The sequence below is a fragment of the Bradyrhizobium sp. BRP20 genome (assembly GCF_020194215.1).
GTDB lineage: Bacteria > Pseudomonadota > Alphaproteobacteria > Rhizobiales > Xanthobacteraceae > Bradyrhizobium > Bradyrhizobium yuanmingense.
In genome coordinates, this window is sequence record NZ_JADYVY010000002.1 from 453,324 (window position 1) to 471,060 (window position 17,737).

Below are 17,737 nucleotides of genomic sequence, written 5' to 3' on the forward strand. Positions count from 1 at the left end.
CGCACATGGCGACCAAGGCCAATCCCAGGAACTCGAAAACCAACAGATCCACGGCGAAATCTCCAGAAACATTGATAGATTTGTCGGGGGTGCGTTGAGGGCCTGTTAATTCTCGTGGTTACCGGCGCCAGGCCGGGCCGGATGGTGGACGAGAAGTTAATTGGGCGCAGCCATGGTCACGCCATCAGCTTCGGCAAGCCGGTCGCGAGGATGTCCACGGCAGCGCGCACCTTCGGCGGCAGCCGGGGTGAGCGCGGCCAGAGAGCGTGGCACTCGTAGAGGAATTGGGGCTGACTGCTGAAGAGATTGACCAGCGCACCCGTGTCGAGGCGCTCGCGGACCAGCCAATAGGGTAGCCAGGCGAGACCCATGCCTTGTGCCGCGGCATCGGCAATCGCCTCCAGGTCGTCAAGTCGGAGCCGGCCCGATGGCATGATCTCGCGCTGAGGTCCGCCCTCCTGCGGAAAGAGCCACGGCCGGACACGCCCTGAGCCGCGATAGATGATCGCTTGATGGGCGGCGAGATCGTCGAGCGATTTCGGCCTGCCGCTCGTGCGCAAATACGACCGCGCGCCACATACCACCATGCGCTGGCTTGCGATGCGCCGTGCGATCAGGCCGGACTGGTCGTCGAGATCGCCGGTTCGGATTGCCAGATCGTAGCCGGCCTCGACGATGTCGGCAATCGGATCGCCGAACGAGAGGTCGAGTTCGAGATGCGGATATTTCCGCGCGAGCTTCATCAGCAACGGCGCAATGCAGTGCCGTCCCAGCAGGGCCGGCATGGTAACGCGCAGCCTGCCGCGCGGCTCCGACAGCTGGTCGGCAACGACGCTATCTGCGGCTTCGGCCTCGCTCAGCACCGCGCGGCAGCGTTCGTAGTAGGCCTGGCCGGCGTCGGTCAGGCTCTGGCGCCGCGTGGTGCGGTTGAGGAGCCGCGCCCCGAGGCGCTCTTCGAGGAAACGGACGTGCTTGCCAACCATCGGCCCCGACATCTCCAGGGCATCGGCCGCAGCCGCGAACGAGCCGAGATCGACGGCCCTGACGAACACGGCCATGCTGGTCAGGCGGTCCATGATTGAAAACTCCTGGTTTCGACTGTTGGCTTGCTTGGGCGATTTATCCTCTTCGCACGGATCGGCATAGCTCTATTCAGTTCAACTGTTTTGGAGTGCATCCATGGCCCGCGCCGTTCGCTTTTATCGCCATGGTGGTCCCGACGTGCTGCGCATCGAACCGATCGATGTTCCGCCACCGGCGACGGGAGAGGTGCAGATCCGGGTCAAGGCACTCGGCCTCAATCGCGCCGAGGCCTTGTTGCGAACGGGGACCTATATCGAGCGCGCGACATTTCCATCTGGGCTGGGTCTCGAGGCGGCCGGCATCGTCGAAGCGGTCGGGGACGATGTGACGAGCTTTGTGCTTGGCGATATCGTGAGCATCGTGCCGCCGCTGTCGATGGTGCGATGGCCGGCCTATGCCGAGCTCGCGACGTTTCCGGCCGAACTCATCGTGAAACATCCGCCGGAGCTCGGCTTCGAGACGGCGGCGGCCGTGTGGATGCAGTATCTGACAGCCTACGGCGCTTTGGTCGACATCGCCCGGCTTGCCCGAGGGGACATCGTTGCCATCACCGCTGCATCCAGCAGCGTCGGGCTCGCGGCGATTCAGATTGCAAACCGGGTCGGCGCGACGGCGGTCGCACTGACGCGGACCTCGACCAAGCTTGGGGCCTTGCGCGATGCCGGCGCTGCCCATGTCGTCGCTTCGGAGGAAGACGACATTCGGGCGCGGCTGCAGGCGATCGCCGGATCAAACGGGGTCCGCGTCGTCTTCGACGCCGTCGGTGGTCCCGCGTTCGAGCCGCTGACCGCGGCCATGTCGCCGGGCGGAATCCTGATCGAATATGGTGGATTGAGTCCTGAGCCGACGCCGTTTCCGCTGTTCAACGTGTTGACGAAGAGCCTGGTGTTGCGCGGCTACCTCGTGCACGAGATCATCCGCGATCCGGCGCGCCTTGCGCAGGCCAAGGCGTTCATTCTCGACGGGCTGTCGGATCGCACGTTGCAGCCGGTCATCGCCAGGACGTTCCGCTTCGAGGACATCGTCGAAGCGCATCGGTTTCTGGAGTCGAACGATCAGTTCGGCAAGATCGTGGTGACGATCTGATCGAGCGCATTCCCAACGCATTCGGCGCCCCGCATGACGGGGCGCCGAAGCTTGTTCGTGCGATGGACAGCCGATTTTACGGCAGCTTCAGCGACGTCTCCGCATTGTACGGCTTGAGCGTCTCGTCGGCGGCTTTCTGGGCGGCGGCGAGGGCTTCCTTCGGCTGCTTCTTGCCGTTGAGGACCAGCATCACCTCGTCCTCGAGGTTCTTGCGCACCGGCACGGTCTTGTAGGTCGCAAACCACGGCTTTGCGACGTCGAGCTGCTCGACGGCGGTCTTGGCGTCCGGGTTCTTGGCCAGGAATTCGACCATCTCCGGCGTCTTGTAGGCGGCCATGTTCGGCGCGAAATAGCCGGTGGCGCGGCTCCACCAGCCGCTCTTCTCGGGCGAAGTCATCCACTTGATCAGCGTCCAGGCGGCCTTCTGCTTGTCGGCCTCAAGCCCGGCCGGCATGATCAGGGAGGCGCCGCCGATCGGCACGGCGTTGCGGACGTTGCGCGGGATGAAGGCGACCTTGTAGGGGAACTTGGCGTTGTCGCGCACATAGGTGAGCGAGCCTGTCGACAGCATCATCATCGCGGCATTGCCCGAGATGAAGGAGGTGCTCACCGCAGGGCCGGGCGTGGCGCCGGGCGTGTGGACCTTGTGCTTGTAGATCAGGTCGTTCCACCAGGTCAGTGCACCCAGCATCGAGGGCGTGTCGTAATAGACCTCGCCGCCGAACTCCTCGTTGTAGTAGCGCCCGCCATTGCTCATGGTGAGCGTTTCCATCATCCAGCCGCAATAATCGTAGGCGCAGGGGATCGCGATGCCCCATTGGGTCACCTTGTCGCCCTCGCGCTTGGTCAGCTTCTTGGCCCAGTCGGTGAGCTCGGCCCAGGTCTGCGGCGGCTTGCTCGGATCAAGGCCCGCTTCCTTGGCCTTGTCGGCGTTGATGTAGAGCAGCGGCGTCGAATTGTGGAACGGCACGCCGTAGACCGAGCGGTTGATCACGGCATTGCCGTGCAGCGCCGGGAAGAACTGGCCGAGGAACTGGTCCTTGGTGGAGCCGTCGGCCTTGATCAGCGCATCGAGATTGGTGAGCTCGTTCTCGATCTGCATGTCGAGCAGGAAGTTCGCTGACATGATCACGGCGGCCGGCGGCTTGCCGGCCTTGATCGCGGCGCGGGTCTTGATCAGCGTGTCGTCATAGGAGCCGGTGTAGACCGCAGTCGCCTTGACGCTGGGATGAGTCTCGTTGAACTCCTTGATCAGGGTGCCCATGTCGCGGGCGAGCTTGCCGTCGACGGGGACGGGGAAGAACAGATCGACCTCGGTCGGACCTTCGGCCTTGGCCGGAACGGCGAGGGCGCCTGCCATGGTGCCTACCATGGCAAGGCCGAGCATGAGCCTGCGAGAGAACAGCATCGGAAAATCTCCTATTTGATGCCTGAGGTGACGAAAGAGCTGATGAAGCGTTTCTGGAAGATCAGGAAGGCGACGAGCAGAGGCGCGATCACCATGAGCGTGCCGGCGGCGATGGTGCCCCAGGCCTGCGTGCCTTCGGCGGTCTTGGTGAAGACGGAGAGGCCGATCGTGAGCGGGCGCTTGTCCGGCGAATTGATCACCATCAGCGGCCACAGGAAGTCGTTCCAGTGGCTGGTCACGGAGATGATGGCGAAGGCCGAGAAGCTCGGCATCGACAGCGGCACGTAGATGTGGCGGATGCGCTGGAACAGACCGGCGCCATCGATCAGCGCGGCGTCTTCCAGCTCGGTCGGAATGGCCTCGAACGCCTGGCGCATCAGGAAGGTGCCGAAGGCCGAGGCGAAGAACGGCATCATCACCCCGGTGAGCGTGTCGTAGAGACCGAGCTGCGCCACCAGTGACAGATTCGGCACGATCAGCAGCACCGGCACCAGCATCAGCTGCATCAGGAACAGGTAGAAGATCGGCGTCTTGCCGGCGAAGTCCAGGCGCGCGAAGGCAAAGCCGGCCAGCGTGATCGTGACGAACTGCACCAGGAGGATGCCGGTGCAGATGATCGTAGTGTTGAGCGTGTAGCGCGGGAAATCGCCGATCTCCCAGGCGTCCCTGACGTTGTCGAGCGTGGGTTTGAGGCTCGGCATCAACTCGGCCATGGCGTTGATGCCGTCGGAGGCGGGGCGCAGCGTCGCGATGACCATCCACAGGAAGGGGATCAGCCAGACCATTGCGAGCAGCACGGTCAGGGCGAAGCCGAGCTTGGGCGTGATCTCGCCGCGGGTGGCGAGCGGGGCGTCCTTCCACAGTGTATCGATCAGCTTCATGGCCCGCCCTCGCGGCTCGCCATGGTGCGGAAGGACAGCGCGGTGAGGGCCATCAGCGCGGCCAGCGTCAGCAGCGTCGCCGCCGAAGCCTTGCCGATGTCGTAGTGCTCGACCGCCTGCTGGTAGATGTAGAACAGCACGAGGTTGGTCGCATTGGACGGCCCGCCCTGAGTCATGACGAAGACGTGGTCGACCTGCGTCACCGCATTCAGCGTGGCGATGACGGTGACGAACAGGAAGGTGGGCTTGAGCTCCGGCAGGATGATATGGCGCAGCCGCCGATACGGTCCGGCGCCGTCGAGATGCGCCGCCTCCATCACGTCCTCGGGCACGGCCTGGAGGCCGGCGAGGAAGAACAGCATGTAATAGCCGGCGTTCTTCCAGACGGTGATGACCATGATCGCGTAGAGCGCGATGTCGGGATCGCCGAGCCAGTTCGGCAGCACCGGCAGCAGCCGGCCGATGTAATAATCGAGCAGGCCGACGTTCGGCAGGAAGATGAACAGGAACAGCGACGAGGCCGCGACCATCGGAATCAGCACCGGCAGGAACAGCGCGGCACGCAGCGCGCTGGTCACCGCGTTGGTGCGCGCCAGCGCCAGCGCGAACAACAGCGCAAGCGCGATGCTCGGCACTGCCGTGCCGACGGCGTAGATCAAATTGTTGACGACGGCTCCTGCGAAGGCGGGGTCGGCAAGCACCGCGCTGATGTTCTCAAAGCCGACGAAACGCACCGGCGCCTTCGGCGTCGCGCGCTGATAGAGCGCATCGATCAGCACGCGCCCCATCGCGCCATAGGTGAACAGCGCGAGGAAGACCAGCGAGGGCAGGAGCAGCAAATAGGCCGGCAGCGAGGCCTTGAAGCGGCTCGTGAAGCGCTTCAGAAGGTGCAGACGCGGTGCCGCCGACGTCGCGACCGGGAGAGCCGCGGGTTCAGCGAGGCTCATCTCATCGCGCCCGGAAATTGAGCGCGTAGTCGCGGCCGTCCACTCCTGCCGGCGGCTCGAAGGGGAAGCGCAGACTCTGGTCGAGGAAATCGTGGCTGTGCACGACGAGGTTCTCGTCGTCGATCAGCACGACGCCATAGGCCGGCGGCTCGTGGCTGGCGAGATGCTCGCTGGCCGCAACGTCGAGCTCGAACCAGACCTGGTGGTTGGTCCCGCGCAGCGTCGAGAACGGGATCTTGCCGTAGCTGCCGAAGATCGGCCGGTGCACATGGCCGAAGAAGAGGTGGCGGATCCGCGCGCGATAGGGCGCGATGACTTCCGCGAATTCGGCGCTCTGCTTCAGCGCGATCTCGTCCATGGCGTGGACGCCGACCGGGAACGGCGGATGGTGCATGAACACGACGAATTCCTGGTCGGCGGATGCGGCGGCGAGCGTATTCGCCAGCCAGCCGAGGCGCTTTGCGCACATCTCGCCGGCATGGCTGGTCTCGTCCAGCGTGTCGAGGAAGACGAACAGGCCGTGCTCGGTGGTGCGCGTGCCCTGCACGAAGCCGTTGGCATCGCGCGGCGCCGCCTTCAGCGCGTCCAGGCAGGTGACGCGCTTGTCGTGATTGCCGACCATCGCGATGTAGGGAATCTTCAACGCCGTCATCGCCTCGGCGAAGTTGGCGTAGGACTCAGGCTCGCCCCAATGGGTGAGATCGCCGGTCACGACCGCAAACGCAGCGTCGGACTGGTGCTTGTTGATGTCGGCGATCGCCGCATCCAGCCGGGCGCGCGGATCGAGGCCGTAGAGCATCGAGCCGGGATTCGCGAGATGCGTGTCGGTGAGGTGGATGAATTTGAAGGGCATGGCGCGCCTAAATCGGGACGGTTGGAGGATCGGCGCCTCCGGCAAGACGGCGCTCTCAGCCCGTTAGAGCGCGTGTGTTTCAGTTTGATGACAGCGGTTCCCGTGGCCTGCTGAACATGTGGACACGCTTCGGCGGGCAGATGCGACGGGGACGGCGCCTCACGATTGCGGTGCAGTGGAGAAGCTACCTTGCCGTGAAGATGCGGTCATGGTTTGCTGGTCCAAGCCTCATTGCATCACGAGTTTCCCCAATGCCGCCGCGAGTCTTCCGCAAGCTGGGATTGCTTGCTTCTCTCTCCGTCCTGCTTGCCGTGTTGAGCACCGGTCCGCGTGCGACCGCGGCCGAGTTCAACTTCGCCCGCTACAAGGAGACCGATCTCGACGAATTCCTGGCGCGCCGGCGGCCCGCCACCGGCATGGACGTCTACCCAATGTCGCCGCTGAAGCTCGATGTCACGCTGGCCTCTCACGGCGAGCCGTGTGCCAACGGAGCGCTCAAGCGGTCTCTGATCATGAGCGGCATGCCCAAGCAGGATGCCGACAGCCTGCAGGCGACCAACTGCATCACGGTGCGCTCCGCCAAGGGGCGTGAGCTCAAGGTCTTCATCCAGGACGTGGTCTACGGGTTTCTCCCGAAGGAGGTGCCGGTCGGCGGCAAGCTCTCGCTTTATGCGATCCACGCCTTCACCTCGCCCGACGGGCCGGGACTGCTGGTCAACGAATTCCTGACCCCGCGCAGCTTTCCACGTGCCGACAAGCCGGCGGACACGACGATGACATCCTGCGGATGCTGGACCCACGACGAGCATCCCGGTGTCGATTTCACCGCCGACAAGCCGGGCGCTCCGGTGGCAGCGATGGCGGACGGCGTTATCGTCAAGATCGAGACCGGCGAGCAGGCGCCGGCCGATTTTCCCGGGATCGGCGGCTGCGGCCGATACGTCGTGCTCAAGCACACCTATCCCAATGGCGGCACCGTCTACACGCGCTACGTCCAGCTCGGCCGCGTGGTCGGTCCGAAAGGCGAGACACTTAGGGTGGGAGCGACCGTCAAAGCGAAGGACACGATCGGCGAGATCGGCCCGAGCAAGGTGCTGCATTTCGAGCTTCGCCCCGTCGCTCCCGGCAACACGACGACGGACAAGGCCTGGAGCGAACGCTACGGCAAGATGCCGGACATGGAGTGGTCACGCTACGAGACCGTCGATCCTCAGAAATTCGACGTGGCATCGTTCGGCGGGGTGAAGAAGGCGACGAAGTAGAATGAGTGCGTAGGGTGGATTAGCGAAGCGTCATCCACCTTTTCGCTTTTCGCGCGTCGAGAGAAGTGGTGGATTACGCCTTCGGCTAATCCACCCTACGCAGCGGACTTGTAGCTACGTCCCGCAGAACGTCTGCAACACGCGCTGATCCGGCAGCGGCGGATCGGCGTAGGCCGCATACTCCGGCTGGTCGTCGAACGGCCTCGCCAGCACCTGCACCAGCTCCTCGAACGGGGCGTAATCGTCGTCGTTCACCGCGGCCTGGATCACGGCCTCGACGCGGTGGTTGCGCGGGATGAAGAGCGGGTTGACCGCGTGCATGGCGGCCTGGCGCTCGGCGGCGGTTTGCGGCTCCAGCGCGATGCGTGCGCGCCAGCGGCCGGCCCATTCGTCGAAGGCTGCGGGCTCCATGAACTGGCCGCGCACGTCCGCAGCCTCATCGCCAGTGGCCTCGCCGAGCTTGCGGAAGGTGAGGGTGAAGTCGGCCTGGTTCTTGGCCATGGCGTCGAGCAGGTCCTGGATCAGCGCATCGTCGCCGTCGCGCTCCGTGAACAGGCCGACCTTCCTGCGCAAGCCGGCCTGATAGGCCGCGCTGAACTGGTCGGAGAACGCGCCGAGAATGTCCTGGGCTTCGGCGACGGCCTTCTCCTGGTCGTCCGAAAATAGCGGCAGCAGGCATTCGGCAAGCCGCGTCAAATTCCACAAGCCGATGCGCGGCTGGTTGGCATAGGCGTAGCGGCCCATCTCGTCGATCGAGGAGAACACCTGGGCAGGATTGTAGGAATCCATGAACGCGCACGGGCCATAATCGATGGTCTCGCCCGAGATCGAGCTGTTGTCGGTGTTCATCACGCCGTGAATGAAGCCGACCAGCAGCCAGCGTGCGATCAGCTCGGCCTGGCGCGCGACCACGGCGGCGAGCAGCGCGTGATACGGCCGCTCGGCGTGGAGCAGGTCCGGATAATGGCGCGTGATGACGTGATCGGCGAGCCGGCGGATCGCCTCGGTGTCGCGGCGGACCGCGAAGAACTGGAAGGTGCCGACGCGGATGTGGCTGGAGGCGACGCGGGTCAGCACCGCGCCGGGCAACGCGGTCTCGCGGATGACGTGCTCGCCGGTGACGACCGCGGCGAGCGAGCGCGTGGTCGGGATGCCCAGCGCAAACATGGCCTCGCTGACGATGTATTCGCGCAAGACCGGGCCGAGCGCCGCGCGGCCGTCGCCGCGGCGGGAGAATGGGGTGGGGCCGCTTCCCTTGAGCTGGATGTCGCGGCGGACGCCGTCTTTGTCGATGACCTCGCCGAGCAGGATGGCACGGCCGTCGCCGAGCTGCGGCACGAAATGCCCGAACTGGTGCCCGGCATAGGCCATGGCGATGGGATCCGCTCCGGCGGGAACCGTCTTGCCGGCCAGGATTTCCGCGCCTTCAGGGGTCTCCAGCACATCAGGATCAAGCCCGAGCTGGACCGCCAGCGGCCGGTTCAGCTTGATCAGCCGGGGCGCGGCGACGGGGGTCGGCGCGACGCGGGCGAAGAAGTTGTCCGGCAGCGCCGAATAGGAGTTCTGGAAGGGGAAATGCACCGTCATGACCTCAAGATAGGGCTGGAACGTCAATCGGCAAAGGTTCGCCCCCGGATAAGCCAAAAATGGGCACCTGAGGTCCAAATCCGGCCGTTCCCTTGGTTGCCGCCCCCGTCCTGCCGGGGTAAACCCTGCCGCAACTTCGGACCGGCCATCACGGGCCGTTCGATTCGCCTCCTTCAGACATTGATTTTGGGACGACCATGCATCGCTACCGGTCACACACATGCGGCGCGCTCCGCGAGAGCAACATCGGCGAGACCATCCGCCTCTCCGGCTGGGTCCATCGCGTCCGCGACCATGGCGGCGTGCTGTTCATCGACCTGCGCGACCATTACGGCCTGACCCAGTGCGTGGTCGACCCGGACTCGGCGGCGTTCTCGCTGGCCGAAAAGCTGCGCTCGGAATTCGTGGTCAAGATGGACGGCAAGGTCCGCCGCCGCCCCGACGGCACCGACAACGACGATCTGCCGACCGGCAAGGTCGAAGTCTACATCAGCGAGATCGAGGTGCTGGGCCCGGCCGGCGACCTGCCGCTGCCGGTGTTCGGCGACCAGGAATATCCCGAGGACATCCGCCTCAAGTATCGCTTCCTGGATCTGCGTCGCGAGAAGCTGCACCAGAACATCATGACGCGCGTCGAGATCATCAAGTCGATGCGCCGGCGCATGGAGGGGCAGGGCTTCTTCGAGTTCAACACGCCGATCCTGACCGCGTCCTCGCCGGAAGGCGCGCGCGACTTCCTCGTCCCGTCGCGCATCCATCCCGGCAAGTTCTACGCGCTGCCGCAGGCGCCGCAGCAGTACAAGCAGCTGCTGATGATGTCGGGCTTCGACCGCTACTTCCAGATCGCGCCCTGCTTCCGCGACGAGGACCCGCGCGCCGACCGTCTGCCCGGTGAGTTCTACCAGCTCGACGTCGAGATGAGCTTTGTGACGCAGGAAGACGTCTTCGCGGCGATGGAGCCTGTGATCACGGGCGTCTTTGAAGAGTTTGCCAAGGGGAAGCCGGTGACCAAGGGCTGGCGCCGGATTCCGTTCGCCGAGGCGTTGCGCAAGTACGGCAGCGACAAGCCGGACCTGCGCAATCCCATCGAGATGCAGGACGTCTCCGAGCATTTCCGCGGCTCCGGCTTCAAGGTGTTCGCGCGCATGCTCGAAGATCCCAAGAACCAGGTCTGGGCGATCCCGGCACCGGGCGGCGGCAGCCGCGCCTTCTGTGACCGCATGAACTCGTGGGCGCAAGGCGAGGGCCAGCCCGGCCTTGGCTACATCATGTGGCGCGAGGGCGGCGAGGGCGCAGGTCCTCTCGCGAACAACATCGGGCCCGAGCGCACCGCCGCGATCCGCGCGCAGCTCGGCGTCAAGGAAGGCGATGCCGCCTTCTTCGTCGCCGGCGATCCCGACAAGTTCTGGAAGTTCTCAGGTCTCGCCCGCAACAAGGTCGGCGAGGATTTGAACCTCACCGACAAGGAGCGGTTCGAGCTCGCCTGGATCGTCGACTTCCCGATGTACGAGTACAACGAGGACGACAAGAAGGTCGACTTCTCGCACAACCCGTTCTCGATGCCGCAGGGCGGCCTGGAGGCGCTGAAGTCGCAGGATCCGCTGACGATCAAGGCGTTCCAGTACGACATCACCTGTAACGGCTACGAGATCGCCTCGGGCGGCATCCGCAACCACGTGCCGGAAGCCATGGTGAAGGCGTTCGAGATTGCAGGTTACGGCGAGCAGGAAGTGGTCGACCGCTTCGGCGGCATGTACCGCGCCTTCCAGTACGGCGCGCCGCCGCATGGCGGTATGGCCGCCGGCGTCGACCGCATCGTGATGCTGCTCTGTGGCACCACGAATCTGCGCGAGATCTCGCTGTTCCCGATGAACCAGCAGGCCATGGACCTCCTGATGGGCGCTCCGTCGGAAGCCACCACAAAACAGCTCCGCGAGCTGCATGTGCGGGTCAACCTGCCGCAGAAGTGAAGGTGAGGCTACGCCTCTCCTCGTGCGCGGAAAAGCACGCTCTCTCCTCCTCGTCATTGCGAGCGCAGCGAAGCAATCCAGAATCTTTCCGCGGAACGAGTCTGGATTGCTTCGTCGCAAGAGCTCCTCGCAATGACGAGGAGGAGAGAGCCGCCTATCTCTTCCCTACAGCCCCGTCGAGGCCTCGATCCTGAACTGCGCCAGCGCGCTCTGCGGGTCGGTTTGCGAGAGCTGCATCAATTGCATCAACGGCACCTTGGCGCGGGGCGTCAGCTTAATGGTCAGCGTCTGCCCCGGCGCTTCCACGAATCCGGCGAGCGCGTCGACCGCGCCCCTGGCATCGCTATTGGTCCCTGCGATCTTCTCGCCTTGCGCCCTGATCATCGCGACGATGGCGCTGCGGGCAGCATCGCGGCTGACATTCTGCATGCGTGCGAACTGCGCCACGACGAGATCGACCACGCCGCCGTCACGCAGCGAGGCCTCAAGCGCGCCGGTTTCGACCAGCGCTGCCTGACCCATCGCCTGCGCCGGGTCGGTCGTGAACAGGCCGCGCGGCACATTGACGAGCGCGACGCGGGTCTGCAGCCTGGCGAGGTTGCCGAGATCGAGCGTAGCGGGGGCGAGCGCGAACGCGCCCGACGATTCCGTCCAGGCCGCGCCGAGATCCAGATCGATCGCCAGCTTGTCCACGCCTGCCACGATCAGCGGCTGCAGCGCCGGATTGGCGGGATCGGTCGGCGCGACCATCTTCACGACCAGATTGACCTTGCTCGGGATCGGCCCGACGAACTCCCCCCAGTTCAGGCTGATCGTATCGATGGTGAAGAGCTGCCGCGTCGTCTTGTACGGCGAGACCACGCCCTTGATCTCGGCACCTTGGAGCACGCGGAATAGGCCGACCATCTGATCGGGCGAGGGCGGCCGTCCCGGCGTTTGGAGACTCGCCGCCCAGCGCATCAGATTTGCCACGCTGAAGGACTTCAACGCGAAGCGGTCCATCTTGAACTGGCCCTGCGGCATCGGGATGTCGAGGCCCTCCAGCGTTATTCTGTCCTGATCGTATTTGACCGCGTCGAGCCGTCCCGTCCCTTGCGGCGTCTCGGCCGTTTGTCGGCCGATTTCGGCCTTGCCGATCTGAAAGCTTTCGAAGAAATCAGCCACTCTCGCGATCATGTCGCGCGACTGCGCCGGCGTTGGGATCGAGCCGTCGGCCGGCACCAGCGCGATGATCTCGGACGGCCGGAATTTCGAGGGCCGGATGGCAATGTCGTCGAAGGTGAAACCGTCCACCTGCATGCGCATGCCGGGCGCCGCGGTGACGACATAGGAGTTGACCGAGATGCGCCGATAGATCCTGTGAAAATTGTCGTCGCTCGATCCTTGCGGATCGAGCGCGGCCCTCGCAGCGGTTGGGTCGAATTCGTAGATGGCCAGGCCGGACAATTCGCCGGTCATCTTCCCAGGCTTGCCCGGCTGGCTCAGGTCGACCGTATAGGTGACGCGGTCCATCTTCGCCGTTTCGATCTTGCCCCGGTTGAGGTTCTGGACCGATAGACCTGAATAGACATAATCCCCGCCGCCGGCATTGCCGCCCGCATTGATGTTGACCGTGAGGGTCGGCACCGCGATCTCCGACGCCGAGATGGTCGCGTATTGCGCGAGGACGAAGCGATACATGTCGATGATCGAGCCGGCCAACGGCGGGCCGTGTGCGCGGGTCGGGCCGGAAAAATCTCGCGCGCTGATCTGTGGGATCTTGTAGTTCGCCTTCACGGTGATCCGGTCGGTGGACGTGAATCCGACCTCGATCCCGGATGCATCGATGTTGTCGGCCGAAAAACGGGCCTCGTCCGGCTGGCGCACACCGACGGCCGTGATCTTGGCGACCTTCAAGGTGGCGATCTGCGCTTGGGCAGGCTCGACTGCAATGTCCTCGATCGTCAGCGTCCGGGTCGCGAGCTCGAACCCGATCTTGCCATGGCTCGCCTTGCCCCCACCCGAGCGGATCTGCGCGAACACCGCCTCGACCTCGGCGGTCGCCCGGTTCTGCACATACAGATTGAAGCCGAACCATCCGCCCGCGGCGAGCACCGCTGCCACGACGAGGCCGATCAGGATTCGCTTCATTCCCAGCTCCGATTGCCGATTTTGGATCGCGCAACCTGCCATATTCGCGAAACGCCGCGCGGTCCAGAGAAAGCTATGGTTTCAAATATTTGACGGCGCGCCCTGTTGACGGGGATGCAATCGGATGTTGCCACCGGGCCTTCGGCCGTGCTTCATCCCGTTTCCATGACCCGGAAATACGGTCCGCTTGGGCCGTCGAATCGCATTTTTGAGGCCGGTAACGCGAGGCGAGACACCGCATGTCGTCCTATTCTGATGATCTCCACCAGGCGGCGCTCGCCTACCACCGTCTGCCGCGCCCTGGAAAGCTCGAGATCCAGGCAAGCAAGCCGCTTGCCAATCAACGCGACCTCGCGCTGGCCTATTCGCCGGGCGTCGCCGCGGCCTGCACCGAGATCGCCAAGAATCCGGCCGAGGCGGCCACGCTCACCACGCGCGCCAACCTGGTTGCCGTGGTCTCCAACGGCACCGCGGTGCTCGGCCTCGGCAATATCGGTCCGCTGGCCTCCAAGCCGGTGATGGAAGGCAAGGCGGTCCTGTTCAAGAAATTCGCCGGCATCGACGTGTTCGACATCGAGATCGCCGCCGACACCATCGACCGCGTGGTCGAGACCGTGGCCGCGCTGGAGCCGACCTTCGGAGGCATCAATCTGGAGGACATCCGCGGGCCGGAATGCTTCGAGATCGAAGCGCGCTTGAAGGAGCGCATGAAGATTCCGGTCTTCCACGACGACCAGCACGGCACTGCGATCATCGTCGCCGCCGCCATCACCAATGGTTTGAGGCTGAACGGCAAGAAGCTGTCCGAGGTCAAGATCGTCGCGTCGGGGGCAGGGGCCGCGGCGATCGCGACACTCAATCTCCTGGTCTCGATGGGCGCGCAGCGCAAGAACATCTGGGTCTGCGACATCGACGGCCTCGTGCACGAGGGCCGCAACACCTCGATGGACCGCTGGAAGGCGGTCTATGCGCAGAAGACCGACAAGCGCACGCTCGCCGACGTGATCGGCGGCGCCGACATCTTCATCGGGCTCTCGGCGCCGGGCGTGCTCAAGCCGGAGATGGCCAAGGCGATGGCCGACAAGCCTTTGATCATGGCGCTCGCCAATCCGGTGCCGGAAATCATGCCGGAAGAGGCGCGCAAGGCGCGCCCCGACGCCATGATCTGCACCGGCCGTTCCGACTACCCGAACCAGGTCAACAACGTCCTCTGCTTTCCCTTCATCTTCCGTGGGGCGCTCGACGTCGGCGCCATCGCGATCAACGAGGAGATGAAGCAGGCCGCCGTCGAGGCCATCGCGCAGCTCGCGCGCGAGGCGCCGTCGGATGCCGTCGCGCAGGGTTTCGACACCGGCGAGACGCAGGGCTTCGGTCCGGGCTCGCTGATCCCGAGCCCCTTTGATCCCAGGTTGATCTTGCGCATCGCGCCGGCCGTTGCGAAGGCGGCGATGGAATCGGGCGTCGCAACGCGCCCCATCACCAATTTCGACGAATACACCGCGCTGCTCGAACGCTTCGCCTTCCGCTCCGGCCTCGTCATGAAGCCGATGTTCGCCAAGGCCAAGACCCAGCCGGTGCGCGTGATCTATGCCGAAGGCGAGGACGAGCGCGTGCTACGCGCCACGCAAGTCGTGCTGGAGGAAAAGCTGGCGCGGCCGATCCTGGTCGGCCGTCCGTCGGTCGTGGAGGCGCGCATCAAGCGCTTCGGCCTCTCGATCCGGGCCGGCAAGGATTTCGACCTCGTCAATCCCGAGGACGATCCGCGCTACCGCTCCTACGTGCAGTCCTATGTCGAGGTCGCCGGTCGCCGCGGCGTGACGCCGGATGCAGCCCGCACCGTGGTGCGCACCAACAATACGGTGATCGCCGCGCTCGCGGTCACGCGCGGGGAAGCAGACGCCATGCTCTGCGGCGTCGAGGGCCGCTACATGAGCCATCTGCGCCATGTCCGCGAGATCGTCGGCTTCTCGCCTGGAATCAGCGACTATGCGGCGCTGGCGCTATTGATCACCAGCAAAGGCGCCTTCTTCATCGCCGACACGCAAGTTCGCCCCAATCCGAGCGCGGAGGAGCTTGCCGAGATCGCATCGCTCGCCGCGGTCCACGTCCAGCGCTTCAACATCAAGCCAAAGATCGCCTTCGTCTCGCATTCGGATTTCGGCAGCTACGACACCGATTCCTCACGCAAGATGCGGCTGGCGACCCAGCTTCTGAAGGACAAGCATCCGGAGATCGAGGCCGACGGCGAAATGCAGGGCGACACCGCACTCTCCGCAGCTGCGCGAAGGATGGTGCTGCCGCATTCCAAGCTGGAGGGCGAGGCCAACATCCTGATCATGCCGACCCTGGATACCGCCAACGTCGCCTATCAGATGATCAAGTCGCTCGCGGACGCGCTGCCCGTCGGCCCGATCCTGGTCGGCCCGGCGCGCCCCGCGCATATCCTCACCCCCTCGGTGACGGCACGCGGCATCCTCAACATGACGGCCGTGGCCGTGGTGGAAGCGCAGGAACGCGCCTCGCGGCAGCAGCCGACGTTGTTTACGTAAGGCACCGCTGTCGCGCGCCGCTGGAGGTGCAATCCTTCTCCCCTTGTGGGAGAAGGTGGCATAGGCGGCCTTCGGCCGCCGTTCTTAGCGACGCCGAAGCGAAGCTTCGGCCGTGGCGCCGGATGAGGGGTTGTTTCCGCGAGTCGGGATCTCGCGAGTTGCCCGTGCCGATAGATACCCCTCATCCGTCTCGCCGCTTCGCGGCGAGCCACCTTCTCCCACAAGGGGGAGAAGGGAAGAGACCGGCAATTTTGAATTCCTATCAGTTCGCCATTTCCCCGTTTGTAAACCGGCGCACGACTCTCCATAATCCCCTTCAAGCGTTCTGCGTTCTGCGCTCTGAGCTTGCCAAGAGGCCGATCATGCCAGCGTTCGTGACTTTCGGGCGAATCCTGTTCGCCGTGCTGTTCATCTACACGGGCGCGACCAAGCTGTTTGCCATCCAGGCCACCGCCGACGTCATCGCAACCAAGCTCGTGGTGCCCGATGTCGTCGCGCCTTATGCCCAGCAGGTCGAGACGGCGACCGCCATGACCACGCCGCAGCTCTTGGCGATCGCGATCGGCGGGCTCGAGCTCATTGCAGGGCTGATGATCGCGCTGAATTTCGGCGCGCGTTTCTTCGCGATGCTGCTGATCGTCTACGTCGCCGTCGCGACCGTCCTGTTCTACGATTTCTGGAACATGGCGGCGCCCGACAACGCCAAGATGCTGGTCGACGCGCTCAAGAACCTCTCGATCATCGGCGCGCTCTGCATGATCATCGGCTATGGCCGCACCACGCGTCCGGCCGAGGCGGCCTACGGCGACGTCTAGCGGTCACTCCGCTCTCGGCGGCGCGATCTCGCGCATCCAGCGGGAAATCGTCGCGCTGCTCGCTCCATCGCTGCCGCGCTGTCGGCCGAGCAGGGCGGCCTCCCGTGCGGCGCGGGGCGTGATGCCGTAGGCGGCCTTGAACGAGCGCGTGAAATGCGCGTCGGTGCCGAGCTGCCAGCGCCGTGCCACCTCGCTGATCCGGGGGCCCCGCGCGCCCGAATTGGCGAGGTCGAAGAAGGCGCGGTGCAGCCGGCGGCTGCGGATGTAGTCGGCGATGCCGCCGACCGGGGCGAACAGCCGGTACAGCGAGGCCCGGGACAGGCCGAAATGGGCGGCGATCGAATTGGCCGACAGATCCTCGCTGGCAAGGCCAGCCTCGATATATTGGCGGATCCGCATCAAGGACGGGCTTGCCGCGACGCCATGGTCGGCATCGGCCTCGCCCCGTTCGATTTCGTTGCGAAGGCACGCGGCCAGCAGCGACACCGTGCCCTCGACCACGGATTGGCATTCGTCGAGGCTCATGCGCGGGGCAAATTCGAACAGGGCGGTGAGATGCCCCGCCAGCAATCGCGCGATCACGCTGCTGCCCGGCAGCACCAGGCCATGCAAATCATCGACCCGCAAGAGATGGGCGGCGAACATCGGGCGCGGCACGACCAGCGTGACATTCTCGAACGCCGTCGCCTTGGTCTCCAGCGCCTGGGCGAGATCGAACAGGCAGATGTCGCCGGCGCGTACGCGCATCGGCCGTGTGCCGGCAACGCCGTCATAGCCGCCCTTCAGATAGAGCTGGAGGATGATGTGGTCGACGCCGCTGCGCGCGATCGTTTCGGCCGTCCGGCGGAAACGCTGGCCGCTGGCACGGCTCAGCCCGATCAGCACCGGTCCCATGGCGTAGGAGCTGAGGTCGGCGCGAAACGGGCCCGGTTCGCCGGCGGCGAGCTCGTCCACCTCGAACAGCGTGGCGACGGCTTCCCGCCACGCTGCGATGTTCGCCTCCGTCTCCATCTGATCGGCGCTGAAGCCGAATGCCGGCAGCAGGGACGATATCGGGGCGACATCGTCATTCAATCCGGAAGCGTCCGTCGGACTAGTCGTCGTGCAGTCGTCGCTCATTCTGGCCGTGGGTTAGTTTTTGCTCTTTTGTCTCAGTCTATTGATGC

General features: G+C 64.9%; 13 protein-coding genes. 5 read left to right on the top strand and 8 right to left on the bottom strand.

Annotated features, from left to right (window positions below; translation table 11 throughout):
• Positions 1-176 precede the first annotated feature (176 nt).
• Complete coding sequence (locus I6F33_RS06800; protein ID WP_225114151.1) at positions 177-1,076, bottom strand: LysR family transcriptional regulator; 900 nt, start codon at positions 1,074-1,076, stop codon at positions 177-179.
• Positions 1,077-1,179: 103 nt separating this feature from the next.
• On the opposite strand from I6F33_RS06800, the gene I6F33_RS06805 reads away from it, so the two are divergent.
• Complete coding sequence (locus I6F33_RS06805; RefSeq protein WP_225141657.1) at positions 1,180-2,169, top strand: zinc-dependent alcohol dehydrogenase family protein; 990 nt, start codon at positions 1,180-1,182, stop codon at positions 2,167-2,169.
• A 76-nt stretch (positions 2,170-2,245) separates the two neighbouring features.
• On the opposite strand, the gene I6F33_RS06810 is transcribed toward I6F33_RS06805, so the two are convergent.
• Genes I6F33_RS06810 through I6F33_RS06825 form a run of 4 tightly spaced genes read right to left on the bottom strand, consistent with a single transcriptional unit; the run spans position 2,246 to position 6,258 of the window.
• Positions 2,246-3,577: an ABC transporter substrate-binding protein gene (locus tag I6F33_RS06810; protein WP_225141658.1), complete on the bottom strand. Its 1,332-nt coding sequence runs from the start codon at positions 3,575-3,577 to the stop codon at positions 2,246-2,248.
• Positions 3,578-3,588: 11 nt separating this feature from the next.
• Positions 3,589-4,458: a carbohydrate ABC transporter permease gene (locus I6F33_RS06815; RefSeq protein ID WP_036000527.1), complete on the bottom strand. Its 870-nt coding sequence runs from the start codon at positions 4,456-4,458 to the stop codon at positions 3,589-3,591.
• Entirely contained in the window at positions 4,455-5,405 is a 951-nt protein-coding gene (locus I6F33_RS06820) for a carbohydrate ABC transporter permease (RefSeq protein WP_225141659.1), read from the bottom strand. The genes I6F33_RS06815 and I6F33_RS06820 overlap by 4 nt, the downstream gene beginning before the upstream one ends.
• A 1-nt stretch (position 5,406) precedes the next feature.
• Entirely contained in the window at positions 5,407-6,258 is an 852-nt protein-coding gene (locus tag I6F33_RS06825) for a phosphodiesterase (protein WP_036033944.1), read from the bottom strand.
• Positions 6,259-6,509: 251 nt separating this feature from the next.
• Between I6F33_RS06825 and I6F33_RS06830 the strand changes: the two genes are divergently transcribed.
• A complete protein-coding gene (locus I6F33_RS06830; protein ID WP_225141660.1) occupies positions 6,510-7,520 on the top strand; it encodes a M23 family metallopeptidase in 1,011 nt (336 codons plus the stop codon).
• Between the two features lie 114 nt (positions 7,521-7,634).
• On the opposite strand, the gene I6F33_RS06835 is transcribed toward I6F33_RS06830, so the two are convergent.
• Positions 7,635-9,107 (bottom strand): YdiU family protein, encoded by a 1,473-nt coding sequence (locus I6F33_RS06835; RefSeq protein ID WP_057029315.1) that lies wholly within the window; start codon positions 9,105-9,107, stop codon positions 7,635-7,637.
• A 197-nt stretch (positions 9,108-9,304) separates the two neighbouring features.
• Between I6F33_RS06835 and aspS the strand changes: the two genes are divergently transcribed.
• On the top strand, positions 9,305-11,077 hold the full coding sequence (aspS, locus tag I6F33_RS06840) for an aspartate--tRNA ligase (protein ID WP_225141661.1): 1,773 nt from the start codon (positions 9,305-9,307) through the stop codon (positions 11,075-11,077).
• Between the two features lie 165 nt (positions 11,078-11,242).
• Here the strand turns inward: aspS and I6F33_RS06845 are convergent, their stop codons facing one another.
• Entirely contained in the window at positions 11,243-13,207 is a 1,965-nt protein-coding gene (locus I6F33_RS06845) for a hypothetical protein (protein ID WP_225141662.1), read from the bottom strand.
• 239 nt (positions 13,208-13,446) lie between these two features.
• Here I6F33_RS06845 and I6F33_RS06850 point away from each other — a divergent pair, with 239 nt between their 5' ends.
• Positions 13,447-15,756 carry an NADP-dependent malic enzyme gene (locus tag I6F33_RS06850; RefSeq protein ID WP_225141664.1) on the top strand — a complete coding sequence of 770 codons (2,310 nt, stop codon included), beginning with the start codon at positions 13,447-13,449 and terminating at the stop codon, positions 15,754-15,756.
• A gap of 362 nt (positions 15,757-16,118) precedes the next feature.
• Complete coding sequence (locus I6F33_RS06855) at positions 16,119-16,571, top strand: DoxX family membrane protein (RefSeq protein ID WP_225133060.1); 453 nt, start codon at positions 16,119-16,121, stop codon at positions 16,569-16,571.
• 3 nt (positions 16,572-16,574) lie between these two features.
• On the opposite strand, the gene I6F33_RS06860 is transcribed toward I6F33_RS06855, so the two are convergent.
• On the bottom strand, positions 16,575-17,690 hold the full coding sequence (locus I6F33_RS06860) for a helix-turn-helix domain-containing protein (RefSeq protein ID WP_051056837.1): 1,116 nt from the start codon (positions 17,688-17,690) through the stop codon (positions 16,575-16,577).
• Positions 17,691-17,737 lie beyond the last annotated feature (47 nt).

Bases quoted from the DNA above. Each gene is read 5' to 3' on its own strand.
- I6F33_RS06820 (WP_225141659.1), bottom strand. From the start codon at position 5,405: ATGAGCCTCGCTGAACCCGCGGCTCTCCCGGTCGCGACGTCGGCGGCA.
- I6F33_RS06825 (WP_036033944.1), bottom strand. From the start codon at position 6,258: ATGCCCTTCAAATTCATCCACCTCACCGACACGCATCTCGCGAATCCC.
- I6F33_RS06835 (WP_057029315.1), bottom strand. From the start codon at position 9,107: ATGACGGTGCATTTCCCCTTCCAGAACTCCTATTCGGCGCTGCCGGAC.
- I6F33_RS06855 (WP_225133060.1), top strand. From the start codon at position 16,119: ATGCCAGCGTTCGTGACTTTCGGGCGAATCCTGTTCGCCGTGCTGTTC.
- I6F33_RS06845 (WP_225141662.1), bottom strand. From the start codon at position 13,207: ATGAAGCGAATCCTGATCGGCCTCGTCGTGGCAGCGGTGCTCGCCGCG.
- I6F33_RS06830 (WP_225141660.1), top strand. From the start codon at position 6,510: ATGCCGCCGCGAGTCTTCCGCAAGCTGGGATTGCTTGCTTCTCTCTCC.
- I6F33_RS06860 (WP_051056837.1), bottom strand. From the start codon at position 17,690: ATGAGCGACGACTGCACGACGACTAGTCCGACGGACGCTTCCGGATTG.
- I6F33_RS06810 (WP_225141658.1), bottom strand. From the start codon at position 3,577: ATGCTGTTCTCTCGCAGGCTCATGCTCGGCCTTGCCATGGTAGGCACC.
- aspS (WP_225141661.1), top strand. From the start codon at position 9,305: ATGCATCGCTACCGGTCACACACATGCGGCGCGCTCCGCGAGAGCAAC.
- I6F33_RS06800 (WP_225114151.1), bottom strand. From the start codon at position 1,076: ATGGACCGCCTGACCAGCATGGCCGTGTTCGTCAGGGCCGTCGATCTC.
- I6F33_RS06815 (WP_036000527.1), bottom strand. From the start codon at position 4,458: ATGAAGCTGATCGATACACTGTGGAAGGACGCCCCGCTCGCCACCCGC.
- I6F33_RS06850 (WP_225141664.1), top strand. From the start codon at position 13,447: ATGTCGTCCTATTCTGATGATCTCCACCAGGCGGCGCTCGCCTACCAC.
- I6F33_RS06805 (WP_225141657.1), top strand. From the start codon at position 1,180: ATGGCCCGCGCCGTTCGCTTTTATCGCCATGGTGGTCCCGACGTGCTG.